General features: G+C 69.8%; 18 protein-coding genes. 9 read left to right on the top strand and 9 right to left on the bottom strand.

Features of this window, described 5'->3' with window-relative positions; translation table 11 throughout:
- Positions 1–110 precede the first annotated feature (110 nt).
- The gene (locus tag AB0N68_RS04960; RefSeq protein WP_292795911.1) at positions 111–1,613 is read right to left on the bottom strand and encodes a SulP family inorganic anion transporter; all 1,503 of its coding nucleotides are present in this window, start codon (positions 1,611–1,613) and stop codon (positions 111–113) included.
- A 197-nt stretch (positions 1,614–1,810) separates the two neighbouring features.
- Here AB0N68_RS04960 and AB0N68_RS04955 point away from each other — a divergent pair, with 197 nt between their 5' ends.
- Complete coding sequence (locus AB0N68_RS04955) at positions 1,811–2,263, top strand: hypothetical protein (protein ID WP_292795908.1); 453 nt, start codon at positions 1,811–1,813, stop codon at positions 2,261–2,263.
- A 4-nt stretch (positions 2,264–2,267) separates the two neighbouring features.
- On the opposite strand, the gene AB0N68_RS04950 is transcribed toward AB0N68_RS04955, so the two are convergent.
- The 5 genes from AB0N68_RS04950 to AB0N68_RS04930 all read right to left on the bottom strand — a co-directional run bounded on the left by AB0N68_RS04950 (position 2,268) and on the right by AB0N68_RS04930 (position 8,203).
- The gene (locus AB0N68_RS04950; protein ID WP_292795905.1) at positions 2,268–3,146 is read right to left on the bottom strand and encodes a metallophosphoesterase; all 879 of its coding nucleotides are present in this window, start codon (positions 3,144–3,146) and stop codon (positions 2,268–2,270) included.
- Positions 3,147–3,188: 42 nt separating this feature from the next.
- Entirely contained in the window at positions 3,189–4,211 is a 1,023-nt protein-coding gene (locus AB0N68_RS04945) for a LacI family DNA-binding transcriptional regulator (RefSeq protein WP_292795902.1), read from the bottom strand.
- Complete coding sequence (locus AB0N68_RS04940; protein WP_292796023.1) at positions 4,208–5,917, bottom strand: ABC transporter permease; 1,710 nt, start codon at positions 5,915–5,917, stop codon at positions 4,208–4,210. The genes AB0N68_RS04945 and AB0N68_RS04940 overlap by 4 nt, the downstream gene beginning before the upstream one ends.
- A 151-nt stretch (positions 5,918–6,068) precedes the next feature.
- A complete protein-coding gene (locus AB0N68_RS04935) occupies positions 6,069–7,088 on the bottom strand; it encodes an ABC transporter ATP-binding protein (RefSeq protein ID WP_268777447.1) in 1,020 nt (339 codons plus the stop codon).
- 35 nt (positions 7,089–7,123) lie between these two features.
- Positions 7,124–8,203, bottom strand: a complete 1,080-nt coding sequence (locus AB0N68_RS04930) for an extracellular solute-binding protein (protein ID WP_363332238.1) — start codon at positions 8,201–8,203, stop codon at positions 7,124–7,126.
- Positions 8,204–8,419: 216 nt separating this feature from the next.
- Between AB0N68_RS04930 and AB0N68_RS04925 the strand changes: the two genes are divergently transcribed.
- Together AB0N68_RS04925 and AB0N68_RS04920 are read left to right on the top strand one after the other, a co-directional pair.
- Positions 8,420–9,073, top strand: a complete 654-nt coding sequence (locus AB0N68_RS04925; RefSeq protein ID WP_313366507.1) for a hypothetical protein — start codon at positions 8,420–8,422, stop codon at positions 9,071–9,073.
- Between the two features lie 394 nt (positions 9,074–9,467).
- Complete coding sequence (locus AB0N68_RS04920) at positions 9,468–10,811, top strand: HNH endonuclease signature motif containing protein (RefSeq protein WP_313366508.1); 1,344 nt, start codon at positions 9,468–9,470, stop codon at positions 10,809–10,811.
- Between the two features lie 85 nt (positions 10,812–10,896).
- On the opposite strand, the gene AB0N68_RS04915 is transcribed toward AB0N68_RS04920, so the two are convergent.
- The 3 genes from AB0N68_RS04915 to AB0N68_RS04905 all read right to left on the bottom strand — a co-directional run bounded on the left by AB0N68_RS04915 (position 10,897) and on the right by AB0N68_RS04905 (position 14,897).
- Positions 10,897–12,498: a glycosyltransferase family 2 protein gene (locus AB0N68_RS04915; RefSeq protein ID WP_313366509.1), complete on the bottom strand. Its 1,602-nt coding sequence runs from the start codon at positions 12,496–12,498 to the stop codon at positions 10,897–10,899.
- A 129-nt stretch (positions 12,499–12,627) separates the two neighbouring features.
- Entirely contained in the window at positions 12,628–14,130 is a 1,503-nt protein-coding gene (locus AB0N68_RS04910) for a DUF4127 family protein (protein ID WP_292793509.1), read from the bottom strand.
- A gap of 50 nt (positions 14,131–14,180) precedes the next feature.
- Positions 14,181–14,897 carry a GntR family transcriptional regulator gene (locus AB0N68_RS04905; RefSeq protein WP_259951856.1) on the bottom strand — a complete coding sequence of 239 codons (717 nt, stop codon included), beginning with the start codon at positions 14,895–14,897 and terminating at the stop codon, positions 14,181–14,183.
- 145 nt (positions 14,898–15,042) lie between these two features.
- On the opposite strand from AB0N68_RS04905, the gene AB0N68_RS04900 reads away from it, so the two are divergent.
- From AB0N68_RS04900 to AB0N68_RS04875, 6 genes are all read left to right on the top strand, one after another.
- On the top strand, positions 15,043–16,314 hold the full coding sequence (locus AB0N68_RS04900; RefSeq protein WP_363332235.1) for an ABC transporter substrate-binding protein: 1,272 nt from the start codon (positions 15,043–15,045) through the stop codon (positions 16,312–16,314).
- 10 nt (positions 16,315–16,324) lie between these two features.
- Positions 16,325–17,293 carry a carbohydrate ABC transporter permease gene (locus AB0N68_RS04895; protein ID WP_363332233.1) on the top strand — a complete coding sequence of 323 codons (969 nt, stop codon included), beginning with the start codon at positions 16,325–16,327 and terminating at the stop codon, positions 17,291–17,293.
- On the top strand, positions 17,280–18,146 hold the full coding sequence (locus AB0N68_RS04890) for a carbohydrate ABC transporter permease (RefSeq protein ID WP_085604539.1): 867 nt from the start codon (positions 17,280–17,282) through the stop codon (positions 18,144–18,146). Before AB0N68_RS04895 ends, AB0N68_RS04890 begins: the two co-directional genes overlap by 14 nt.
- A complete protein-coding gene (locus AB0N68_RS04885; protein ID WP_292793500.1) occupies positions 18,143–18,826 on the top strand; it encodes an N-acetylmannosamine-6-phosphate 2-epimerase in 684 nt (227 codons plus the stop codon). The genes AB0N68_RS04890 and AB0N68_RS04885 overlap by 4 nt, the downstream gene beginning before the upstream one ends.
- Positions 18,823–19,734, top strand: coding sequence for an ROK family protein (locus tag AB0N68_RS04880; protein WP_292793498.1), 912 nt, complete (start codon positions 18,823–18,825; stop codon positions 19,732–19,734). Before AB0N68_RS04885 ends, AB0N68_RS04880 begins: the two co-directional genes overlap by 4 nt.
- Positions 19,735–19,805: 71 nt before the next feature.
- Complete coding sequence (locus AB0N68_RS04875) at positions 19,806–20,429, top strand: PadR family transcriptional regulator (protein WP_292793495.1); 624 nt, start codon at positions 19,806–19,808, stop codon at positions 20,427–20,429.

Here is a 20,429-nt window from a genome sequence, read left to right as displayed (position 1 = left end):
CGTTCGTCGTCGGCCCGCTAATGGACCTCTCACGATGATGGCCTAAACCGGGGACGTATGTATGCAGCCACAGCTGCTTGGGGTTAGCAGCGCTCCGTCGCCCGGGGGCTCTACTCGAACCCGCCCGTCAACCGCCCGTGCATCGTCCCGCTCGAGTCATTCATCCCAACGATCTCCACCGTCTTCCCCAGGCTCGCGTACTTCGTCTCGATCGCATCCAACGCGGCAACGGTCGACGCATCCCACACATGCGACCCGGACAGGTCCACCACGACCCGAGCCGGGTCCTCCGAGTACGAGAACAACGTCGTCAAGTCATTGCTCGACGCGAAGAACAGCTCCCCCTCCACGACATACGTCACCACATCGCCCGCCGGCCCCAGAACCCGACGAACCGAAACGAAGTGCGCCACCCGCCGCACGAACAGCACCGACGCGACCAGCACCCCACCGACGACCCCGACCGCCAGGTTGTGCGTGATCAGCACCAGCACCACCGTCGCGATCATTACGAACGTCTCGCTCTTCGGCATCCGCTTCAGCGTCGACGGACGCACGCTGTGCCAGTCGAATGCCCCGATCGCGACCATGATCATCACAGCCACGAGCGCCGCCATCGGGATCGTCCCGACGAAGTCGCCAAACACGACCACCAGCAGGAACAGGAAGATCCCGGCGCAGAACGTCGAGATGCGGGTCCGCGCGCCTGACGCCTTCACGTTGATCATCGTCTGACCGATCACCGCGCACCCGCCCATGCCGCCGAACATTCCGGAGAGCACGTTCGCGACGCCCTGCCCCCACGATTCGCGGGTCTTGTTCGAGTGGGTGTCGGTGATCTCGTCGACGAGCTTCGCGGTGAGCAGCGACTCCAGCAACCCGACCACCGCGACCCCGAGCGCGAACGGCGCGATGATCGTGAACGTCTCCCAAGTCAGCGGAACGTTCGGGATGAACAGTGACGGCAGACTCCGAGGCAGCTCACCCTGATCGCCGACCGTCGGCACCGTGATCCCGAAGGCGAGCACGACGCCGGTCACGATGATCACCGACACCAGCGGCGCCGGAACGATCTTGGTGATCTTCGGCATCACCAGCATCACGACGATGCCCAGCGCCACCAGCGGATACACCAACCACGGCACATCGATCAGCTGCGGGAACTGCGAGCTGAACACGAAGACCGCCAGCGCGTTCACGAACCCCACCATGACGCTGCGGGGAATGAAGCGCATGAGCTTCGCGACGCCGAGCACTCCGAGGACCACCTGGAAGATGCCAGCGAGGATGACCGTCGCGATGAAGTAGTCGAGCCCGTACGTCGGCGCGACGGGAGCGATCACGAGCGCCACGGCTCCCGTCGCCGCCGTCACCATCGCCGGGCGTCCACCGAGGAACGCGATCGACACCGCCATGATGAACGACGAGAACAGCCCCACCTTCGGGTCCACCCCCGCGATCACCGAGAACGCGATGGCTTCCGGGATGAGCGCGAGGCCGACGACGAGCCCGGCCAGCACCTCCCGCGTCAGCAGTCGCGGATTCTTCAGCGCATCGAGCACCGAGGGGTGGACGCGATAGCGGGCGCGGTCGTCGACCGTCGTTGCAGACATGGAGCTCCAGGGGAAGGCGCCTCAGAGAGGAGGCAGACGTTCCAGCCTAGGACTGATGCGCAAGTCGCCCACCCCGCGCCCCTTCCACCCGTCCCATACATCCGCCAGGATGAACACGACCGCCCCCGAAGGAGCCCCGCACGTCGCTCGCCCCGTCCACCTCCCCGGACACGGCATCCGCCGCACTCCCCGGCGCCGTGGTCATCGCCGCGATCCGCCGCGTCCTCCTCTGGTCGCTGATCACCGCGTTCCTCTACCCGGCGCTCATGACCGCGAGCAAGGGCATCTGCCCCGGCGCCGTCGACGGGAACGGCGGGTTCATCGACTCCGCGGGTCAGCCGGTGGACGAGGCTCCGCAGTGCATCCAGCTGTCGCTCACGCCGAGCCCCCTCGTCTACATCGCCATCGCCGTCATCGTGCTGCTCGCGCTCGGTCGGGTGATGAAGGCGGCCGACGAGCGCACGGCGCTGCGGACGCTGGAGTGGACGCTGCGCGGAGTCGGGGTGCTCGTCGTGGTCGCGATCGTCGTCTCGCACGTGTGGTTCGCGCTGATCCCGCTCGAGCAGTTCACCGGCGACTCCTGGAGCGTGTTCAGCCCGTTCCCGTTCGGCTCGATCGACGTCGAGGTGACGCCGATGACGACCTCGTGACGGCTTAGTCCCGCCAGTCGATCCCGACGCCGGCGATCCGTCGCCCGGCCTCGTCGGCGGCCACCGGCTCTCCGACGTCCGCGCCGCGTTCGAGCGAGACGGCGGAGTGCACGATGGTGTCGGCGTAGACGTGCACGAGGTTGTAGCCCTGCGCGGCGTCCTGTCCGCGGGTGGCACCCACCGGCTGCGCGAGGTCCTGACCGTAGGCGCTCGACGAGGCGACGGCCACGGGGATCCCGGCAAAGGTGCCGAACGACGGGTGGTGCACGTGTCCCGACAGGATGCCCCGCACGTCCGACCCCCGCAGCACCGCGGCCAGCGCGTCCTGGTTCCGCAGCTCGACGGTCACGGCGAGGTCGAGCACCGTGGGCAGGGGCGGATGGTGCAGGAGCAGCAGCGTGCCCTGCGGTGCCGCCGTCGACAGCTCTCCCTCCAGCCGAACCAGCTGCGACGACGGCACCTCCCCCCAATGCGCGCCGGGCACCGTCGAATCGACGACGATGACGCGCATCCCCCCGAACCACCGCACCTCGACGATCGGCTCGTCACCCGCCCCCGCGAGTCCGAGCTCCGATCGCATGGCACGGCGGTCGTCATGGTTGCCGGCCGCCCACACGACCTCGCACCCGAGCGCCGCGGCAGCGGGCGCCACGAGCTCGCGCAGTCGCTTGTAGGCGGCGGCATCGCCCCGGTCCGTCAGGTCTCCGGTGAACAGCAGCGCGTCGGGACGGAGCCCCGAGGCGACGAGCCGGTCGAGCATCTCCGCCAGGTTCGCGTCGGCGTCGGCCCCGCTGCCGTACAGCGGCGACCGTTCACCCGGCAGGTGCGTGTCGGAGATGTGCACGAAGGTGTGCGACGGGCGGGGGTGTTCGGTGAGGATCATGTCTCTTCCTGGTCGGCGGACGGAGGCAGGTCGGGGCAGATGTCAGACGGCGGCGGCCGTGGAGCCGGGGACGAGGGCTCCCGTGAACGAGCGGCGCACGAGCGTCTCCGGCTCGTCCGCGGTGAGCAGCTGCTGCATGGTCTCGACGGATGCCGCGGCCACCGCCTCCACGGGGATCCGCAGCGTCGTGAGCCCGAGCAGGTCGGCGCCGGGCAGGATGCCGTCGCACCCGGTCACGCTCACGTCGTCCGGCACGCGGAGCCCGGCCGCGCGGGCGGCGCGCATGACGGCGAGCTGCCGGTAGTCCGAGGCGCACATGACGGCGGTCGCCCCGGCGCGCACGGCGACGAGGGCTTCGTCGACGCCGTCGTCGGGACCGGCACCGGCGGAGATCATCGTCACGGCGACGCCGGCCGCGGTCAGCACCTCCTGCATCGCGAGCGCGCGCAGGTGCTCGGGGTACGACGCGTCGGGGCTTCCGGCGAGCACGACGACGGTCCGATGCCCGAGCCCGACGATGTGCTCCGCGAGCAGACGTCCGTGGCCCTCGTCGTCGTAGTGGGCGGTGTGGATGCGGCCCGCTGACTCCACGCGCCCGGCACGGAGGATCGGCACCTGGTCGGCGAACGGCTCGAGCTGCGCTGCGGAGATGCCGCCGGTGGCGACGATGAGTCCCGCGACCCGCATGCCGAGCAGCCGGTGCAGCGCATTCACCTGCTTGGCGCCCTGCTCGTCGGCGCCGATCGTGACGGTCACGAGGTCGAGGCCGCGCTGATGCGCCTCCTCCTGCAACCGGGAGAAGAGGAGGCCGTACGCGGGGTTGCTCGCGTCGCGCAGCATGAGGCCGACGGTGCCGGTGCGTCCGGCGGCGAGCTCAGCGGCCATCGTGTTGCGCACGTATCCGAGCCGCTCGGCGGCTTCCAGGATGCGCTCCTGCGTCTCCGGCGCGAACCGGCCCTCGCCCTTCAAGGCTCTGGTCGCCGTGGCTCGCGACACCCCGGCCGCCGCGGCGACGTCGCTGATCGTGACCCGCAGGGCGGGCGTCCCGGCATCCGCCCCGCTCATGCGCGCCGCTTCCGTCGGCGGGGCGCTCCGGCGCGTGAACCTCGTCCATACACGAGATACATGGTGACACCCATGATGATCATGAGCAGCACGGTGTAGACGAACGTGATGGGCATCGCGTCGAGGTTGTTCTCCCCGCGCGTGCTCTCCTGGATCGCGACGCCGAGCGGCTTGTACAGCGGGTGGTAGAGGAAGATCGCGGCGTCGTAGTCGTCGAGCAGGCTGTTGAAGTTCAGCGCCGTGATCGCGGCCGCGGTCGGCAGCACGAGCGGGATGAGCACGCGCCGGAACGTGGTCAGCGAGCGCGCTCCGAGGATGCGCGAGGCGTCTTCCAGGGAGTCCGGCACGGACGCGAAGCCCGCCTTGAGCAGCCGCAACGTGAACGGGATCTTCACGCAGATGTACGCGACGAGCAGCAGCACCGGCGTCCCCGTGAGCACGATGTTGCCGACGAGCGGCTGCGGGGCGTCGAACGCCATCACGAAGGCCAGTGCGATCAGCACGATCGGCAGGATCCACGGGATGTGCAGCACGTACTCGATGGCCGTGGTCAGCAGGTTGCGGTGCTTCTGCATCATCCGCGCCACGAAGAGCAGGCCGCCCACCACGATGACCGCGGCGAGGGCGCTGTAGACGACGCTCACGATGAACGGCCGGAGGGCCGCCGCGCTGGAGAACACGGTGATGTAGTTGTCGAGCGTGAAGCTGTCGAGCGTGATGGATCCGGCGAGGATGCTCCGCGCGTCCACGAACGAGAAGATCACGATGAGCACGACCGGGATGAGGTAGATCACCCAGAGCAGGTAGGCGACCACGTGCACGACGGCATTCGCGAACGGGTTGCGGATCCGCTGCTTCTGGATCGGCGTCGCCACCTTCGCCACCGAGAAGTACACCCCCGACTTCTCGGCGCGGTTCATGATCGCGAGCAGGATGATCGTCGCGACACCGAGCACGATCGCCAGCAGCGCCGCGATGTCACGGGTGATCGGACTCCGCGACAGGTCGATGATGAGGGGTGCGACGGTCTGGAAGTCCGGACCGCCGAGCACGAGCGGCGCGGTCAGGGCCCCGAGGCCGATGAGGAACGTCAGCACCGTGACGGCGAAGAGCATCGGCTTCATGACCGGCAGCACGATGCGCCGCAGGATCGTCCATGTCGAGGCACCCATGAGCTTCGCGGCCTCGATCGACGCATAGTCCACCTTGCCGAGCGACGAGGACAGGAACAGCATGTGGTTCGTCGTCGTCGCGAACGTCATCACGAACACGACCGCGAAGTAGCCGGAGAACCAGTCCCGGTTCATGTCCGTCCAGATGTTCACCATCAGATTCGTGATGAAGCCGAACTTGCCGTAGATGAAGTTGTAGCCGGCCGCGAGCACGATGCCGCCGTAGATCAGGGTGGTGGCGTAGCCGAGCCAGAGGAGTTTCGCGCCGCGCACCTGGAAGTACTGCGTCACCAGCACGATGAACACCCCGACGACGTTCACCGTGACCGACAGCGTGATCGCGAGGAGGAAGCTGTTGCCGAGCGTCTTCAGCGCGCGCTCGCTGCCGAGCAGCTTCTCGACGGCGCGGATGCTGAACTGCCCGTCCGGGAAGAAGGTCGCGGCGAGCAGCTCGGCGTTCGGCAGCACGAGGAAGGCGGCGGCGAACCAGATCACGACGATGCCGGTCACCCAGGCGAGCGGCGAGCGGAGCATCGCGCGCACGCTGCCCGGCCGTCCGCGGCGGAGGCGGGGCTTCGTCGCGGTGCCCGCCTCGGCCGCCTCGGTCGTCAGCGCGCCGGGGGTGTCGGTCATCGCCGCGGACGGCGGCGGCACCGGACGGGAGTCGTTCTGCGGAGCGCTCATGTCACGCCGCCGGGTACTGCAGGATCCACCGCGGGTCGACGTCGATGCGCACGGCGTCGCCGACGTCCCAGCGGTGCGCGCTCGCCGCGGCCGGCACGCTCACCCGGAGCGTCGCGTCGGCAGCGGAGACCGTGTAGACGCTGTGGCTGCCGTGGTACGTGCGCTCGGCGACGGTGCCGTCGAGCGACGCCGTGCCGCCGGCGGTGGCCTCGGACGGCGACGCCAGGTGCAGCTTCTCCGGCCGCACGTAGCTCTCGGCCGTGGCATCGAGGCCAGCGCCGATCGCGATGAGCTGCGCGGGCGTGAGGCGGTTGTTCTCGCCGATGAACCGGCAGACGAACGGCGTCGCGCTGCGGTCGTAGATCTCCTCCGGCGTGCCCACCTGCTGCAGCGTCCCGGCGTCGAGCACGGCGATCCGGTCGCTGAGAGTGAGCGCCTCCTCCTGATCATGCGTGACGTACACGGTGGTCACGCCGACCTCGTGCTGCAGCTCCTTGAGCTGTTCGCGCAGCTGCACGCGGAGCTTGGCGTCGAGGTTCGACAGCGGCTCGTCGAGCAGCAGGATGCTGGGGGTGAGCGCGAGCGCCCGGGCGATGGCGACGCGCTGCTGCTGGCCGCCGGACAGTTCCGCCACGTTCTTCTCGAGCTGCGACGCGGCGAGCCCGGTGCGGTCGGCGACCTCGTCCACGCGCCGCCGCTGCTCGGCCTTCGACACCTTCTGCACCGAGAGGCCGAACGCGATGTTCTCCCGCACATTCATGCTCGGGAACAGGGCGTAGTTCTGGAACACCATGCCCACGCCGCGCTTCTCGCTCGGCACCCGGGTCACGTCGCGGCCGGCGATGTGGATGCGACCGCCGGTGGGCTCGATGAACCCCGCGAGCGTGCGCAGGGCGGTGGTCTTGCCGCATCCGGACGGACCCAGGAGGGTGAAGAACTCACCCTCCTGGATCTCCAGATCGAGGTGCGAGACCGCACGGTGGTCGCCGAACACGACCTCGACGTCGTCGAAACGGATCATCGTCTTCTCTCTCTGCCGGTGCGGGACTGCGCGGGTCAGCCGATGTACTCGAGCGTGACCTTCTCGACCCAGGCGCCGAGGTTCTCGCTCACGAAGCCGAAGTCGATGTCCTGACGGTCGAGCGTGCCCATGAGCTCGACGACCTCGGGGTTGGCCTTCTCGACCGCGCCCTCGTTCACGGGCATGGCGTTGAACTCCGCAGCGAACTCGCCCTGGACCTCGGCGCTGCCGAACCAGTCGATAAATTCCTGGGCCTTCTCCTCGTTGTCCGTGCCGTTGATCTGGGCGATCTGCTCGGTCACGTAGGGGACGCCGTACTCGGGAACGATCATGCCCGTGCTGGTGCCGTACTCCTCGTCGCGGGCGGAGATGCCGCTCGACGGCAGCACGCCGTAGTCCACCTCGTCGCGGGTGATGCGGGCGTAGAGGTCGGTGCCCTCCACAGCGGGGGAGCCGTTGGCATAGTACGACTTCACCAGGTCCCAGCCCTCGTCGCTCACGCCGAGGTCGCCGTCCTCGTCGAGGTGACGGGTGAGCATGCTGGCGAGCACGAGCTGCGGGGTGGCCTGGCCGAGCGCGGGGTTGACCTCGTAACGGCCGGCGAACTCCTCGTCGGTGTACAGGTCGTCCGGGTCCGCCGGAGCGTCGCTGATGCGGTTCTCGTCGTAGACCGTGACGATCGCCTGCTCCACGAGCGGCCAGAACGCGCCGTCCTTCGGGTCGCCGGCGTCCGCGGGGACCTCGCCGCTCCAGCTCGGTTCGTAGGCCGTGATGGCTTCCTCGGTCTTGAGCTGCTCGAAGAACATGTTGTTCAGGCCGAAGACCACGTCGCCGACCGGGTTGTTCTTCTCCGCGATGATGCGGTTCGTCAGGTCGGCGCCGCCGAGGCCCACGATCTCGATGTCGATGCCCGCGTCCGCCGCCTTCTCGGTGATCCACTCACCGCGGCCGTCGCTGTTCGAGTTCGTGTAGACGATGAGGGTGTCCCCGGAGCCGCCGTCGCTGCCGCCGTCGCCCGCGTCTCCGTGGCCGCTCGCGGTGCATCCGCTGAGCGCGATCGCCGCCGCGGCCGTCATTCCGATGAGCGCCCAGCGCCTCTGCTGCCTGTCGGCCATGTTCGTCCCTTTCTCGCCTTCGAGGTGTGTCGATGCGACACTACCGGTTCTTGTGGTGAAGGCACAAAGATTGTCTGGTTTCGTGAGCGCGGTCGCGCGTCCGCACTCAAGATAGGCGCGCGGCGTGAACGCGAGGATGCGACGAGGTGAACGAGTGGGACTCGTGAATGTCATCCTTTAGTTGACGCTCGCCAGTCAGGTCCATAGGCTCGCTTCATGGACGGATCATCGACCAGCGGCTTGTCGCTTGCCGACCTCGCCTCCCTCGTCGACGCTGGCGGAGGAGAAGCGCCGTCTCGCTCGGGCGATGAGGTCCTGATGATCCGTCAGGCCGACGAGTTGGTCCGGCGTTCGCGTGAGCGATTGCAGGAGTCGGTCTCCACCGCGCGCTCGTATGGCGTCTCGTGGCAAGAGATCGGCGCCACGCTCGGCGTGAGCCGACAAGCAGCGTTCAAGCGATTCGGCACCAAGGGTGAGGCAGGGATGATGGCAGCGCCGGTGACAGACCTCTCGGATCGCACGAGCGCGGTATTCGCACACCTGGATGCCGGCGACTACGAGGCGGTGCGAGCACACATGACGTACGCCTGCGGTCGCGCGCTGACCAAGCGCAAACTGATGAGCGTGTGGGACCAGATCCGCAGTGACACCGGCCGCCTCGAAGCCTGCGTCGATTCGACGGTACAGACGGCGGACGGCAGCACGCCGCTGAGCACGCTCGCCAACCGGCACCTGAGTAACGGAGCGATCGTGCAGGTGACCCTGCACCACGAGGCCGGAGAGTGGATCGGCCGCGTTGCCTACAACGGCTTCGGCAAGATCACGGGCATCCTCATCGCCCCACCGGGGTCTCGCGACCTGCCGTTCTAGACTCGTTCCACCCGGGCGTCTCACCCTCCTGACTGGGCGGGTTGCTGTGATTTGATCCCGCCGCCGCTGTCCTGCTCGGGACGTGTGGTGTTCGTCGCGTGCTGATGCGCACGCGCGATCGTCGGACCGATCGACACGGCCCGTGATCTTTCCCGCCGCGTGGGCATCGGCGAGGATGCGCCCCGTCGACCTCGCCGAATCGGCGTCAGTTCGCCTCGCGATCCATAGGGGAGACGCCCGAGAGGAGCCGTCGCCTGTGCGCGGGGGCGCGGATGCCCGCCTGCCGCCCTGGCTCGTTTTCGGGAGCGCAGGGGCGGGCGGGAACAGCTGCAGAATGCCGGCATGCATTCGAACATAACTACGAAAGTCGAGGCCTGGCGAGATAGAATGAAGCATGTCGAAAACGTCCGGACTGCGCGAGGCGATGGATCGCCTCGACGAGGCGTGGGGCGCCGCGGGCGATGTCGCCGAGCTCTCCCGCGTGCAGCTCGTCGAGGTGGCCGACGCGACCGGACTTCTGCAGCGCCGGCTCGATGCGATCCACGTCGACGTGGCCGCCGGCATCGCCCGGGAGTCGCGCGCGGAGCTCGGGGCCGACAGCTTGGCGAAGCAACGCGGGTTCCGCACGGCGGCGAAGCTCATCGCCGCGACGACGGGCATCTCGACGGCGGGGGCGCAGCGCCTGGTGAAGGTCGGAGAGGCGACCGCGCCGCGGAGCGATCTGCTCGGCGCACCGCTGCCCGCGCGGTATCCGCTCCTCCGGGAAGCACTCGCGTCGGGTGTGCTCGGAGCGCCGGCGATCGGTCTCCTCGTCGCTCTCCTCGATCGCTGCCGCGTGGCCGCCGGTGCGGAGCGCATCGCCGAGGCGGAACGCGTGCTGACCGCCGCAGCCGAAGGGCTCGAGCTTGATGCGGTGCGCAAGCTCGTCCTCCGCGCCGAAGCGTGGCTCGACCCCGACGGCGTAGCGCCGCGGGCGGAGGAACAGCGCGGTCGGCGCGGACTGCGCATCTTCGAACGTGACGGCATGGTGCATCTGCACGCGCAGCTCGATGCCGAGTCCGCTGCGCCGGTCGTCACCGCGATCCGCGGGCACGTGTCTGCCGTGTTCGCCGCCCGCCTCGAAGCCCCCGATGCGGAGTCGCCCGACGCGGATCGGCGCTCCGTCGCGATGATCCAGGCCGATGCGCTGTCCCTCTTCTGCGCGCACGCGCTCGGGTGCGAGGGCGATCGGGTGCCGCTCGCCGGGGCGACGGTGATCGTTCGGGTATCGCTGGACGATCTGCAGGCGGGAACCGGGTCGGCGACGGTCGACGGGCTCGACCAGGTGATCGACATCGGCGCCGCGCGGCGGATGGCGGCCAGCGGGGGCGTCATCCCCTGCGTCCTCGGCGGTGCGAGCGAGGTTCTGGACTGGGGCCGCGAGAAGCGCCTCTTCACCCGAGCCCAACGACTGGCCCTCGCCGAGCGGGATGGCGGGTGCGCCATGTGCGGGCTCCCGCCCGGGATGACGAAGGCTCACCACCTCCGCTGGTGGCAGCGAGATCGAGGTCCGACCGATCTCTCGAACGGGATCCTGCTCTGCGAGACCTGCCACCACCGTATCCACGACAACGGGTGGGAGATCGTGATCGAGGGTTCCGGCGTGACCGGCCGACCGTGGTTCCTTCCGCCGCGGTGGGTCGACCCTCAGCGCACACCGCGGCTGGGCGGACGGGCGCGCTTCGATGTCGCAGCGTGAGTGGGCCGCGCCTGCTCGCGGTGGTGGGTGTCGGGGTCACAGCTGGTCGGCGCCCGAAGGGAGGGGGCGCGCGACGCTCGGTCTGTCAGCGGCGAAGTCGGGAGCGGACGCGGCGGGCGGCTCGTGCGAGGGCGTCGCGCCAGGCGCCGCCCGGCCACTCGCGGCGCAGCCGCAGGCTGCCGTCCTCGTTCCGTGCGAGCTCGACCCGACGGCCCGCGAGAAGCGGGGACCTGCCGAGGTGTGCCGTCACGTCGGGCGCCGCTGTCAGCGGGGCGGTGAACATCCACCCGGCGTAGCGGACGGCGACGGTGAGGTCGGCGTCGCGAGCGCCGTCCTCACGGAACGCCTTCATCGGGTCCAGGGCGATCGGCACCGCGTCGAGGCGCTTCGGGCGTCGGCCGCCGATCTTGCGCTCCGAGCCTGCCGTCGACTCCGGCGCCTGTCCGGGGGTCGGCGTATCCCGCGCGACGAGGTCGACGCGGTCAGCGCGACGCTCCTTGCGGGCGTTGAGCACCCCGGAGGGAAGGTCTTCGGTCGCCGACGGGGGCAGGGAGACCAGCCGGTCGGCGGAACCGACGGTCTCGAACACGAACGCTTCCTCGCCGTCCCGGAGCAGACGGACGCGCACGGTGAGCTGCAACCCGCCGCGCGACCAGCGCGCCGCGGTCACGGTGGCCGTGCAGGTCGTGTCCGCCTCGAACGCGGCGAAGGCGAGCAGGTCATCCCGGCGGTCGGCGCGCAGCAGAGCCGCCCGGATGCGCTGCGGGAACGACAGCCCCGCATCCACGCCGGGGCCGAATCGACGCTGCGCGAGCGGCACCACCACGTCCAGCAGGCGGTCGCGGTACTCCGTCGGGTACTTCACCATCCGTCGTGCGGCGATCCGGTTGAGGATCTTGCCGCGGAACCAGTGCCGCAGCAGCCGGTCGCGCACCTTCCCGGGCTCCGTGTTCGCCTCGACGACATCGAGCACGGTCTCCAGGTGCGGGAAGTACGACTCGGGGTCGATGCGCGACGAGCTCGCACTCCCGGGCTCCTTCACCCACGCGTAGCAGGGCTCGCTGGCGAGCACCGAGATCGTGTCGGCGGCGAAGTACGCCTGCATCACGAACAGGTGGTCCTCGAGTCGCACCTTGCCATCAGGGAAGCGGATGCCGTGCTCGCGGAGGAACGCCGTCCGGAACATCTTGTGCGGCGTCAGCATCTCCAGGATCGGGTCCTCGCCGAGCACCGCGTGCGGGATGTCGCGCTGGAAGATCTTGGCGGGCAGCTTCCGTCCGATGCCCACCTCCTTGCCGACCACGACGTCCGACCCGTGCTCATCGGCGTAGTCGCACAGCCGCTCGAGTGCGCGCGGGTACAGCCAGTCGTCCTGGTCCACGAACTGCACGTACGTCCCTCTGGCCTCCTCGACGCCGCGGTTGCGCGGAGTACCGGGCCAGCCGGAGTGCGGCAGCGACAGCACGCGTACATGAGGGCGATCCTTCGCGATGCTCTCCAGCCGCGCGGCCGTCTCCTCCCCGGAGCCGTCGTCGCAGAGCAGGACCTCGAAGGCCTCCCGGTCCAGCGTCTGGGCGTCGAGCGAGGCGATGAGGTCGTCGAACGACGCCTTCGGCCGGAACACCGGCACCACCACACTCACCCGCACTCGGCTGCCCGCCGCCTCGTGCCCGGTCGTACTGCTCATGGACGCCGTCCCCCCTGTGGTCGTACCCGGCTCGAATCTCCCCCGCCGGAGGTTCCAGCCAACCATCCCTTCCTGTGGAGCGCGCCAGGCTCGCGGCGGTCGCGGGTGTATGCCGGTGCCGCGGAGGAGTCAGCGCAGGGTGAGACCGATCTCGAACGAGCGCCGCCAGGGGAGGGTCAGCTCCTCGATCCGCACGTCGTCGGCGGGCAGCATCGACTCCAGCAGGCCCGTCAGCTCGGCGCGGATGACCCGCTCGGCCGTCGCCACCTGCGCATCGTCGGCCATCGGATAGATGTCAGGGAAGAGGGACGGCCCCGCATCCGTGCGCACCACGGCCTGGTAGGCGAAGTCGTCGAGCAGGCGGGTCAGCAGGGCGATCCGCGCGGCGCGGTCGTCGAAGGAGCCCGAGGCCCGACCGACGACGCCGGCGGCGGCCACCGCGACGACGCTGCCGAGCGTGTTCCCGGCGGTGTTCCACCCACCGAACGCCTCCAGGCGGTCGAGCACTCCGGCCTCGGCGAGCGCGCGTACGAGCGCCTCGTCCGCGCCGTTCGGGTACCGCACATCCGCCAGGGCGACGTGCTCCCCGGCGTCCAGACGCTCCCGCACGAGAGCGACCGTCCCCGCGACGGCGTCCGCATCGACGACCTCGGGCCGCCCGCGGAACATGTCGTGCCGGTCGGGGTCGGGGGCGTGCAGCACGAGGGTGACGTCGCCTCCGGTGGCGACCTCCTCGGCGCCGGCCGCGCGGATCTGCCGGCTCGCCGACGCTGCGAGCGACATGTTCTCGTAGGGCGGGACGCGCTCCATGCCGTCGGCGTCCGCGCAGGCGACCGAGAACGAGGCGGTCACCCCGGCGTTCGCCGCCAGGGCCCGGGCGACGAGCGCTGCGCCCACCTCGTCGGCACCGGGGTACATCAGCACGCGACGGCCCGACGGCAGCATCCGCATCCAGTGCCGGAGCCACACCTGCTCCGCGCTGCCCGCCGCGAAGGGAGCGGTGTCGTCGGCGGTGATCGCCAGGAAGTCGAGGGTCTCGTCCTCCAGGAGTCCCAGCGTGGAGAGGTTCACGATGTGGTTGCGCAGCCGTCGAGACGAGTAGTCGGAGACGACCTCGGCGGGCACCGGAGTCAGGTCGTCCAGCGGCAGCACCTCGATCTCGCCGAGCAGTCGGTGCGCGTCGCCGCCGAGTGCGTGGATCTCCTTGCCGTGCTCCGTCCAGTAGGTCGGCTCCTCGGCGGCGGAGTACGAGTTGCTCGCCCGGGTCACGAGCGACACCGCTGAGATCGGCAGGTCGGGCCGCAGCCGCCGCACCTCGCGCAGCACGTCGAGGCGCGCCAGCACGTCGCGGGTGGTGTCGTCGCTCGTGCGGCTCGCGATCAGACCGCCGTAGAGGAGCATGTCCACCGAGACGACCAGGTGCACCGTCGCGGGGTCGGCCGCCCGCTCCCGCAGCCACCCGCCCAACGCGTCGGCGTCGCCCGCGGTCCGGTACGAGGGGAGGATCTCGGCGGGCGGGACGTCGAGGATCACTCCGGCGACGGCCGCGACGTCGCCCGGGAGCTTGACGTTCACCGGCCGATCGTCGAGGGGGAGCAACGCGATGCGCGGGCGGAGGGTCGGGTCGGACACGAGGAGCCTTTCGTCGGTGAAGGGGATCGCAGGTCGGGAGTCGTCGGGGATCAGGGGCGGGCGATGGAGACGAGGTACGAGTAGCGGTCGCCGCGGTACACCGACTCGGCGTACTCGATCGGGCGGCTGCGGGCGTCATAGGTTGTGCGCTTCACGAGGAACGCGGGGGAGAACGGCGGCGTCTGCAGCGCGGCGGCCTGCTCCTCGTCGAGCACGACCGCATGGATCTCCTGGTCGGCGCGCACGGCGGTGATGCCGAACCGGGTGCGCAGGTCGTCGTAGAGCGAGTCGCCCACGATGCCGTCCTCCAGGCCCGGCACGGCGTCGGCCGCGATCGAGCACACCTCCAGGCAGATCGGGATGTCGTCGGCGGTCCGGACGCGGCGGATCCGCACGACGGGGGACTGCGGGCTGAGGTTCAGGGCGTACCCTGCGGTCTGCCCGGCCGCCGCGGTGCCGACGTCGACGGAGAGGGAGCCCGGTCGCATGTTCCGGGCGAGCATGTCCTCCGAGAACGAGGTCAGCTCGAAGGCCTTGCTGATCCGCGAGGCGCTCACGAACGTGCCCGCCCCCTGCAGCCGATACACCAGTCCGTCCCGTTCGAGCTCGTCGAGGGCGCGACGCACGGTCTGCCGGTTCACCTCGAGCGACTCCGCGAGCTCGCGCTCCGTGGGCAGCTTCTCGTGGGGTGCGAGGCCCTGGTCGATGACCTGCTCCAGATGCCGCCGCACGCGTTCGTGCTTCGTGACGCCCTCGATCGCCGACATGATTCCCCCTCGTTTGGACTAACCCAATATTGACGATCACGCCGGTTTGTGTCAATGTCTCCTCTCAGTGGTTCTTAATTGGTCTATTCCAATCCTTTGCACGGTCAACGATGAGCGGAGAATCCCCATGCACGTGAAGCACAACATGCGCCGACGCGTCCTGGTCGCCGGGGCGCTGGGCACGGCGACGATCGTCGCCCTGAGCGGCTGCGCCGGCGGCGGCGGCGACGCGGACGGCCCCACCGAGATCACGTTCTCGTACCTGTGGGGCGGGGAGGAGGCGAAGGCGCTGGAGGCGATCATCGCCGACTTCAACGCCAGCCAGGACGACATCGTCGTCAAGGGCGTCTCCAGCCCCGACACCCAGAAGCAGCTCACGTCGATGTCGTCGTCGAACGGCTCCTTCGACATCTCCGACAACTTCGGCAACACCGTCGGCGCCTGGGCTTCGAAGGGCATCCTCGCGCCGCTCGACGACGCGATCGCCGCCGAGGACATCGACGTCGACGACTTCGTCCCGAGCGCCATGGAGCAGATGACCTACGACGGCACGATCTACTCGCTGCCGATCGCGATCCACAGCTTCCAGCTCCTCTACAACCCGCAGCTGCTGGAGGAGGCCGGGGTCACCCCGCCGACGACGATGGACGAGCTCGCCGCCGCCATCCCGAAGCTCACCAAGAAGGACGCCTCCGGCAAGATCACGCAGCTCGGTCTCGGCTCGGCGAACGACAGCACCACCCTCACGACCCTCGGCTACGCGTTCGGCGGCAGCTGGGACGGCGAGGACGGCCCGACCCCCGCGGAGGACGGGAACCTCGAGGCCCTGCAGTGGTACCAGGACAACGTGATCGAACCGGTCGGCGCCGATGCCATGGCCACGTTCGTATCCGGACAGGGCGAGTACCTCTCCGCACAGGACCCGTTCTTCAGCGGCCAGGTCGCCATGATCATCGACGGCGAGTGGCGGTCGGCCAGCGCCGCCAAGATCGCCCCCGACTTCGAGTGGGGCGTGACCGCGATCCCCGCCGCCTCGCCGGACCTGGAGAACAGCACGCAGGTCACGGCGAGCACCCTGTTCATCCCCGCGAACTCGAAGCACAAGGAGGAGGCGGCCACCTTCCTCGCCTACCTCGTGAGCGACGAGCCCATGGAGAAGTTCGCCGTCGCCCTCGGCAACCTCCCGGGCCGCTCCTCCCTCGCCGGCAGCGCCGCGTTCGACGAGCTGCAGGACTTCGGTGTCTGGGCGGAGGCCGCGTCCTCCCCGAACGCGAAGTCCCTGGCCAGCCGTCCGTACAGCGCCGAGTACGCGACGGACCTCGCGACCGCGTTCGACGAGGTCGTGCGGCTGACCGCCACCCCGGAGGAGGCGATCGCGACCGTCGAGGAGCGCATGGCCTCCTACACCTCGAAGTGAGCCGGTCCTCGTGACCACGGCAACAGCACCCCGGGTCCGGCAGGAGAACGCTCCTGCCGGACCCGGCGCTCCCGTCCGGCGGCGCCGCAGCCGCCGGACCACGATGATCGGCCTGGCTTTCGCGTCGCCGTTCATCGTCGGCTTCCTGTTCCTGTTCGCCTATCCGATCGCGGCGTCGGCGTACTACAGCTTCACCGACTTCAACCTGTTCCAGGCGCCCGAGTGGGTGGGACTGGACAACTACACCCAGCTGTTCGCCGACGGGGTGTTCTGGAAGTCCCTCGCCAACACGGCCGTGCTCACAGTGTTCGGCGTACCGCTCGCGATCGGCATCGCCCTGGCCGGTGCGCACCTGCTGAACACCCCGGTGCGGGGCCAGCCGCTGTATCGCGCGCTCGTGTATCTCCCGTCGATCGTGCCGGTCGTCGTCGGCGGCTACCTGTGGCGCTGGCTCCCGAACGCCCAGTACGGCTTCATCAACCACTTCCTCTCGTGGTTCGGCATCGAGGGACCGGCCTGGCTGCAGCAGCCGGAGTGGACGAAGCCCGCCATCATCCTCATGTCGCTGTGGACCGTGGGCGGCACCATGATCATCTACCTCGCCGCCCTGCAGGAGGTGCCGAAGGAGCTGTACGAGGCGGCCGAGCTCGACGGCGCGGGGGCGTGGCGTCGCTTCACGAACGTCACCTGGCCCACGGTCTCCCCGGTCACCCTGTTCCAGGTGATCGTGAGCATCATCGGGTTCCTGCAGATCTTCACGCAGCCCTACATCCTGTCGCAGGAGCGCCTGAATCAGGCGGGGTCGGGCCCGGGGCAGTCGATGCTCTCGTACGCGATGTACCTGTACCAGAACGCCTTCGTGTTCCTGAAGATGGGCTACGCCTCCGCCATGGCGTGGACGCTGTTCATCGTCACGCTCGTCGTGAGCCTCATCGTGCTCGCGACCTCGAGGAAGTGGGTCCACGATGGCGCACGCTGACATCTCCGCTCCGGTACGCCGCCCCCGTCGCACCCGCCGCACGCTCCGCCGCGTCCGGCAGCAGATCGCGGTGACGCTGCTCGCGCTGCTGTTCCTGTTCCCGTTGCTGGTGATGCTGTCGACGGCGTTCAAGACGCCCGGCGACGTGTTCTCCTCGCCGCCCACCCTGCTGCCCGCCGAGTGGACCACGGCCAACTTCGCCGAGGCGTTCGCGCAGATCCCGGTGTGGCGCTACCTCGCCAACACGCTCTTCGTCTCGGGCATGAGCATCCTCGGCACGGTCATCTCGTGTCCGCTCGTCGCCTACGCCCTCGCGAAGGTGAAGTGGCGCGGTGCCCGGCCGCTCCTGATCCTCGTGCTCGCCACGATGATGCTGCCGCCGCAGGTCACGCTGATCCCGCTGTTCCTCGTGTGGAACGGGCTGGAGGCGACGAACACCTACCTCCCGCTCATCGTCCCCGCGTTCCTGGGCACGCCGTTCTTCATCTTCATGATCCGGCAGTTCCTCCTCGCGGTACCGGACGAGCTCATCGAGGCCGCCCGTCTCGACGGCGCCTCGGAGTTCCGCACCTACGCGACGATCGTCCTTCCCCTGGCGCGTCCGGCCATCGTGACCGCCGCGATCTTCCAGTTCGTCTGGGCGTGGACCGACTTCCTAAATCCCCTCATCTACCTCAACGACCAGTCGACGTACACGCTGTCGATCGGTCTGTACGCCTTCTTCGGGGAGAACGACGTGGCCTGGGGGCCGCTCATGGCCGCGTGCGTGATGTTCACGCTCCCGGCCGTGGCGATCTTCCTCCTCGGTCAGAAGTTCTTCATCGGCGGCGCCAGTGCAGGAGCCCTCAAGTGACCCACGATTCCCTCGCTCTCCTCCGCGGCCGGCTCGTCGCCTCGGTCCAGGCGTCCACGGGCGCCCCCGCCAGGGACACCCACGTCATCGGTGCGCTCGCCGAGTCTGCGCTCCTCGGCGGCGCGAGCGGTCTGCGGCTCAACGGGCCGGAGGACATCCGCCGGGTGCGTCCGGTCACCGACGTGCCGATCATCGGACTCCACAAGATCTGGAACGGCGTCCGCAACGTCATCACCCCGGAGCTCGCGCTCGCCACGGGACTCGCAGAAGCTGGAGCCGACATCATCGCGGTGGACGCCACGACGGAGCAGCTCGGCACGGACTTCCGGCTCATCGGGGAGATCGCCGCGGCGACGGGGCGACCGGTGATGGCCGACGTGTCGACGGTCGCGGAGGGCGAGCGCGCATGGGCGGCGGGGGCAGCGGTCGTCGGCACGACCCTGTCCGGCTACACCCCGCACTCGCCGCGCCAGGACGAACCGGACCTCGACCTCGTGGCCGCGCTCGCCGCCGCGGGGATCCCGGCCATCGCCGAGGGGCGCTACCAGACCCCTGCGCAGGTACGAGCGGCCTTCGATGCCGGAGCCTTCGCCGTCGTCGTGGGTGGGGCGATCACCGATCCCATCGCCCTCACCCGCCGCTTCGTCGCCGCGACGCCGGCCGCCACGGAGCGGGCGTGATCGTCGGGGTCGACATCGGCGGCACGAAGATCGCCGTCGCCGGGTTCCGGCAGGAGCCGGACGGCGGGCGCCGTCGCGTCACCGCCGTGCGCACCCTGTCCACTCCGGCCAGGGAGGGCGGCGAGGCCATCGTGCGGGCGGTCGTCGATGCGATCGACATGGTCCGCGGTGCGGAGCGGGTCGCGGCGGTCGGTGTGGGCACCGCCGGGGTCGTCGATCAGGACGGCGGCATCACCTCGGCGACCGATGCGATCAGCGGCTGGGCGGGCTTCCCGCTGCGCGCGGCGCTCATCCACGCCCTCGATGTGCCGGTGGCGGTCGTGAACGACGTGCACGCGGCGGCGGTCGCGGAGGCCGCGGCAGGGGCGGGTCGGGGAGCGTGCGGGCTGTTGATGGTCACCGTCGGCACCGGCATCGGCGGAGCCGTCGTGCTCCCGGACGGTCTCCGCGCGGGCGTGACCGGCACGGCGGGGTCGGTCGGGCACACCGAACTGGTCCTCCCTCCGGAGCTGGCCGGGCGTCGCTGCGGCTGCGGAGGAGTCGGACACGTCGAAGCCGTCGCCTCCGGCCCCGGGCTGGAGCAGACGTACCGGGAGCGCACGGGCACGGCGCTCACGCTGCGGGAGGTGGACGCGGCCGCTCGCGCCGGTGACGCGGTCGCCGAGGAGGTGATCGCGGAGGGGGCGCGGTTCCTCGGTCGCGCGCTGGCCGGGGCGCAGGCGCTTCTCGACGTCGAGGTGATCGCGGTCGGCGGCGGTGTGGCGGCCATCGGGGAGCGCTATCTCGCCGAGGTCGCCCGCGCCTACCGCGCGGCGGCGATGCCGGGCCCGTCGACGGCCCGGGTGCGATCCGCGGAGCTCGGGGTCGATGCGACCGTCACCGGGGCTGCGGTGCTGGCACCGGTCTGAGTCCGGATTCCCACCCCGCATTCAGCGTTAACGATATATCGTTGAGTATCGTTCACGACTGGGAGGTCATCATGAACAACGCATTCCCCTCCACCCCATTCGGCGGAAACAGCAACGGCAGCAACAGCGGCGATTTCGTCGGCGGCCTCGGCAATCTCTTCGGCGGCTCGCAGGGTCCGGCCGGAGCGCTGTTCGAGGCGATGGACCAGCTGCGCAAGTCGTTCGAGTCGCGCCCCTCCGGCGGATCCCGCATGGCCCGCGGCGACGTGCGCGCCGCCGTCCTCTCGCTCCTCGTTGAGCGACCGATGCACGGCTACCAGATCATCAACGAGATCGCCGAGCGCAGCGGCGGCACCTGGAAGCCGAGCGCCGGTTCCGTCTACCCGACGCTCCAGCTCCTCGCCGACGAGGGCCTGATCGAGGCCGAGGAGCGGAACGGCCGCAAGACCTACGCCCTCACCGAGGCCGGCCGTGCCGTCGCCGCGGAGAGCACCGAGACCCCGCCGTGGGTGCCGTCCTCCGACAAGGACCGCAGCCGCGACGCCCGCTACAGCGCCCTGCCCAAGGCCGGGGTCGACCTCGCCGCCGCGGCCGCGCAGGTCGGGCGCAGCGGCTCGCCGGAGCAGGTGCAGCAGGCCATCGAGGTGCTCGACGAGGCCCGCCGTAGGCTGTACACGATCCTCGCCCAGGACTGA

This window comes from Microbacterium meiriae (assembly GCF_040685015.1).
GTDB classification, from domain to species: domain Bacteria; phylum Actinomycetota; class Actinomycetes; order Actinomycetales; family Microbacteriaceae; genus Microbacterium; species Microbacterium meiriae.
The sequence above is the reverse complement of the archived record's forward strand: the minus strand, read 5'-3'. Positions and strand labels throughout refer to the sequence as shown.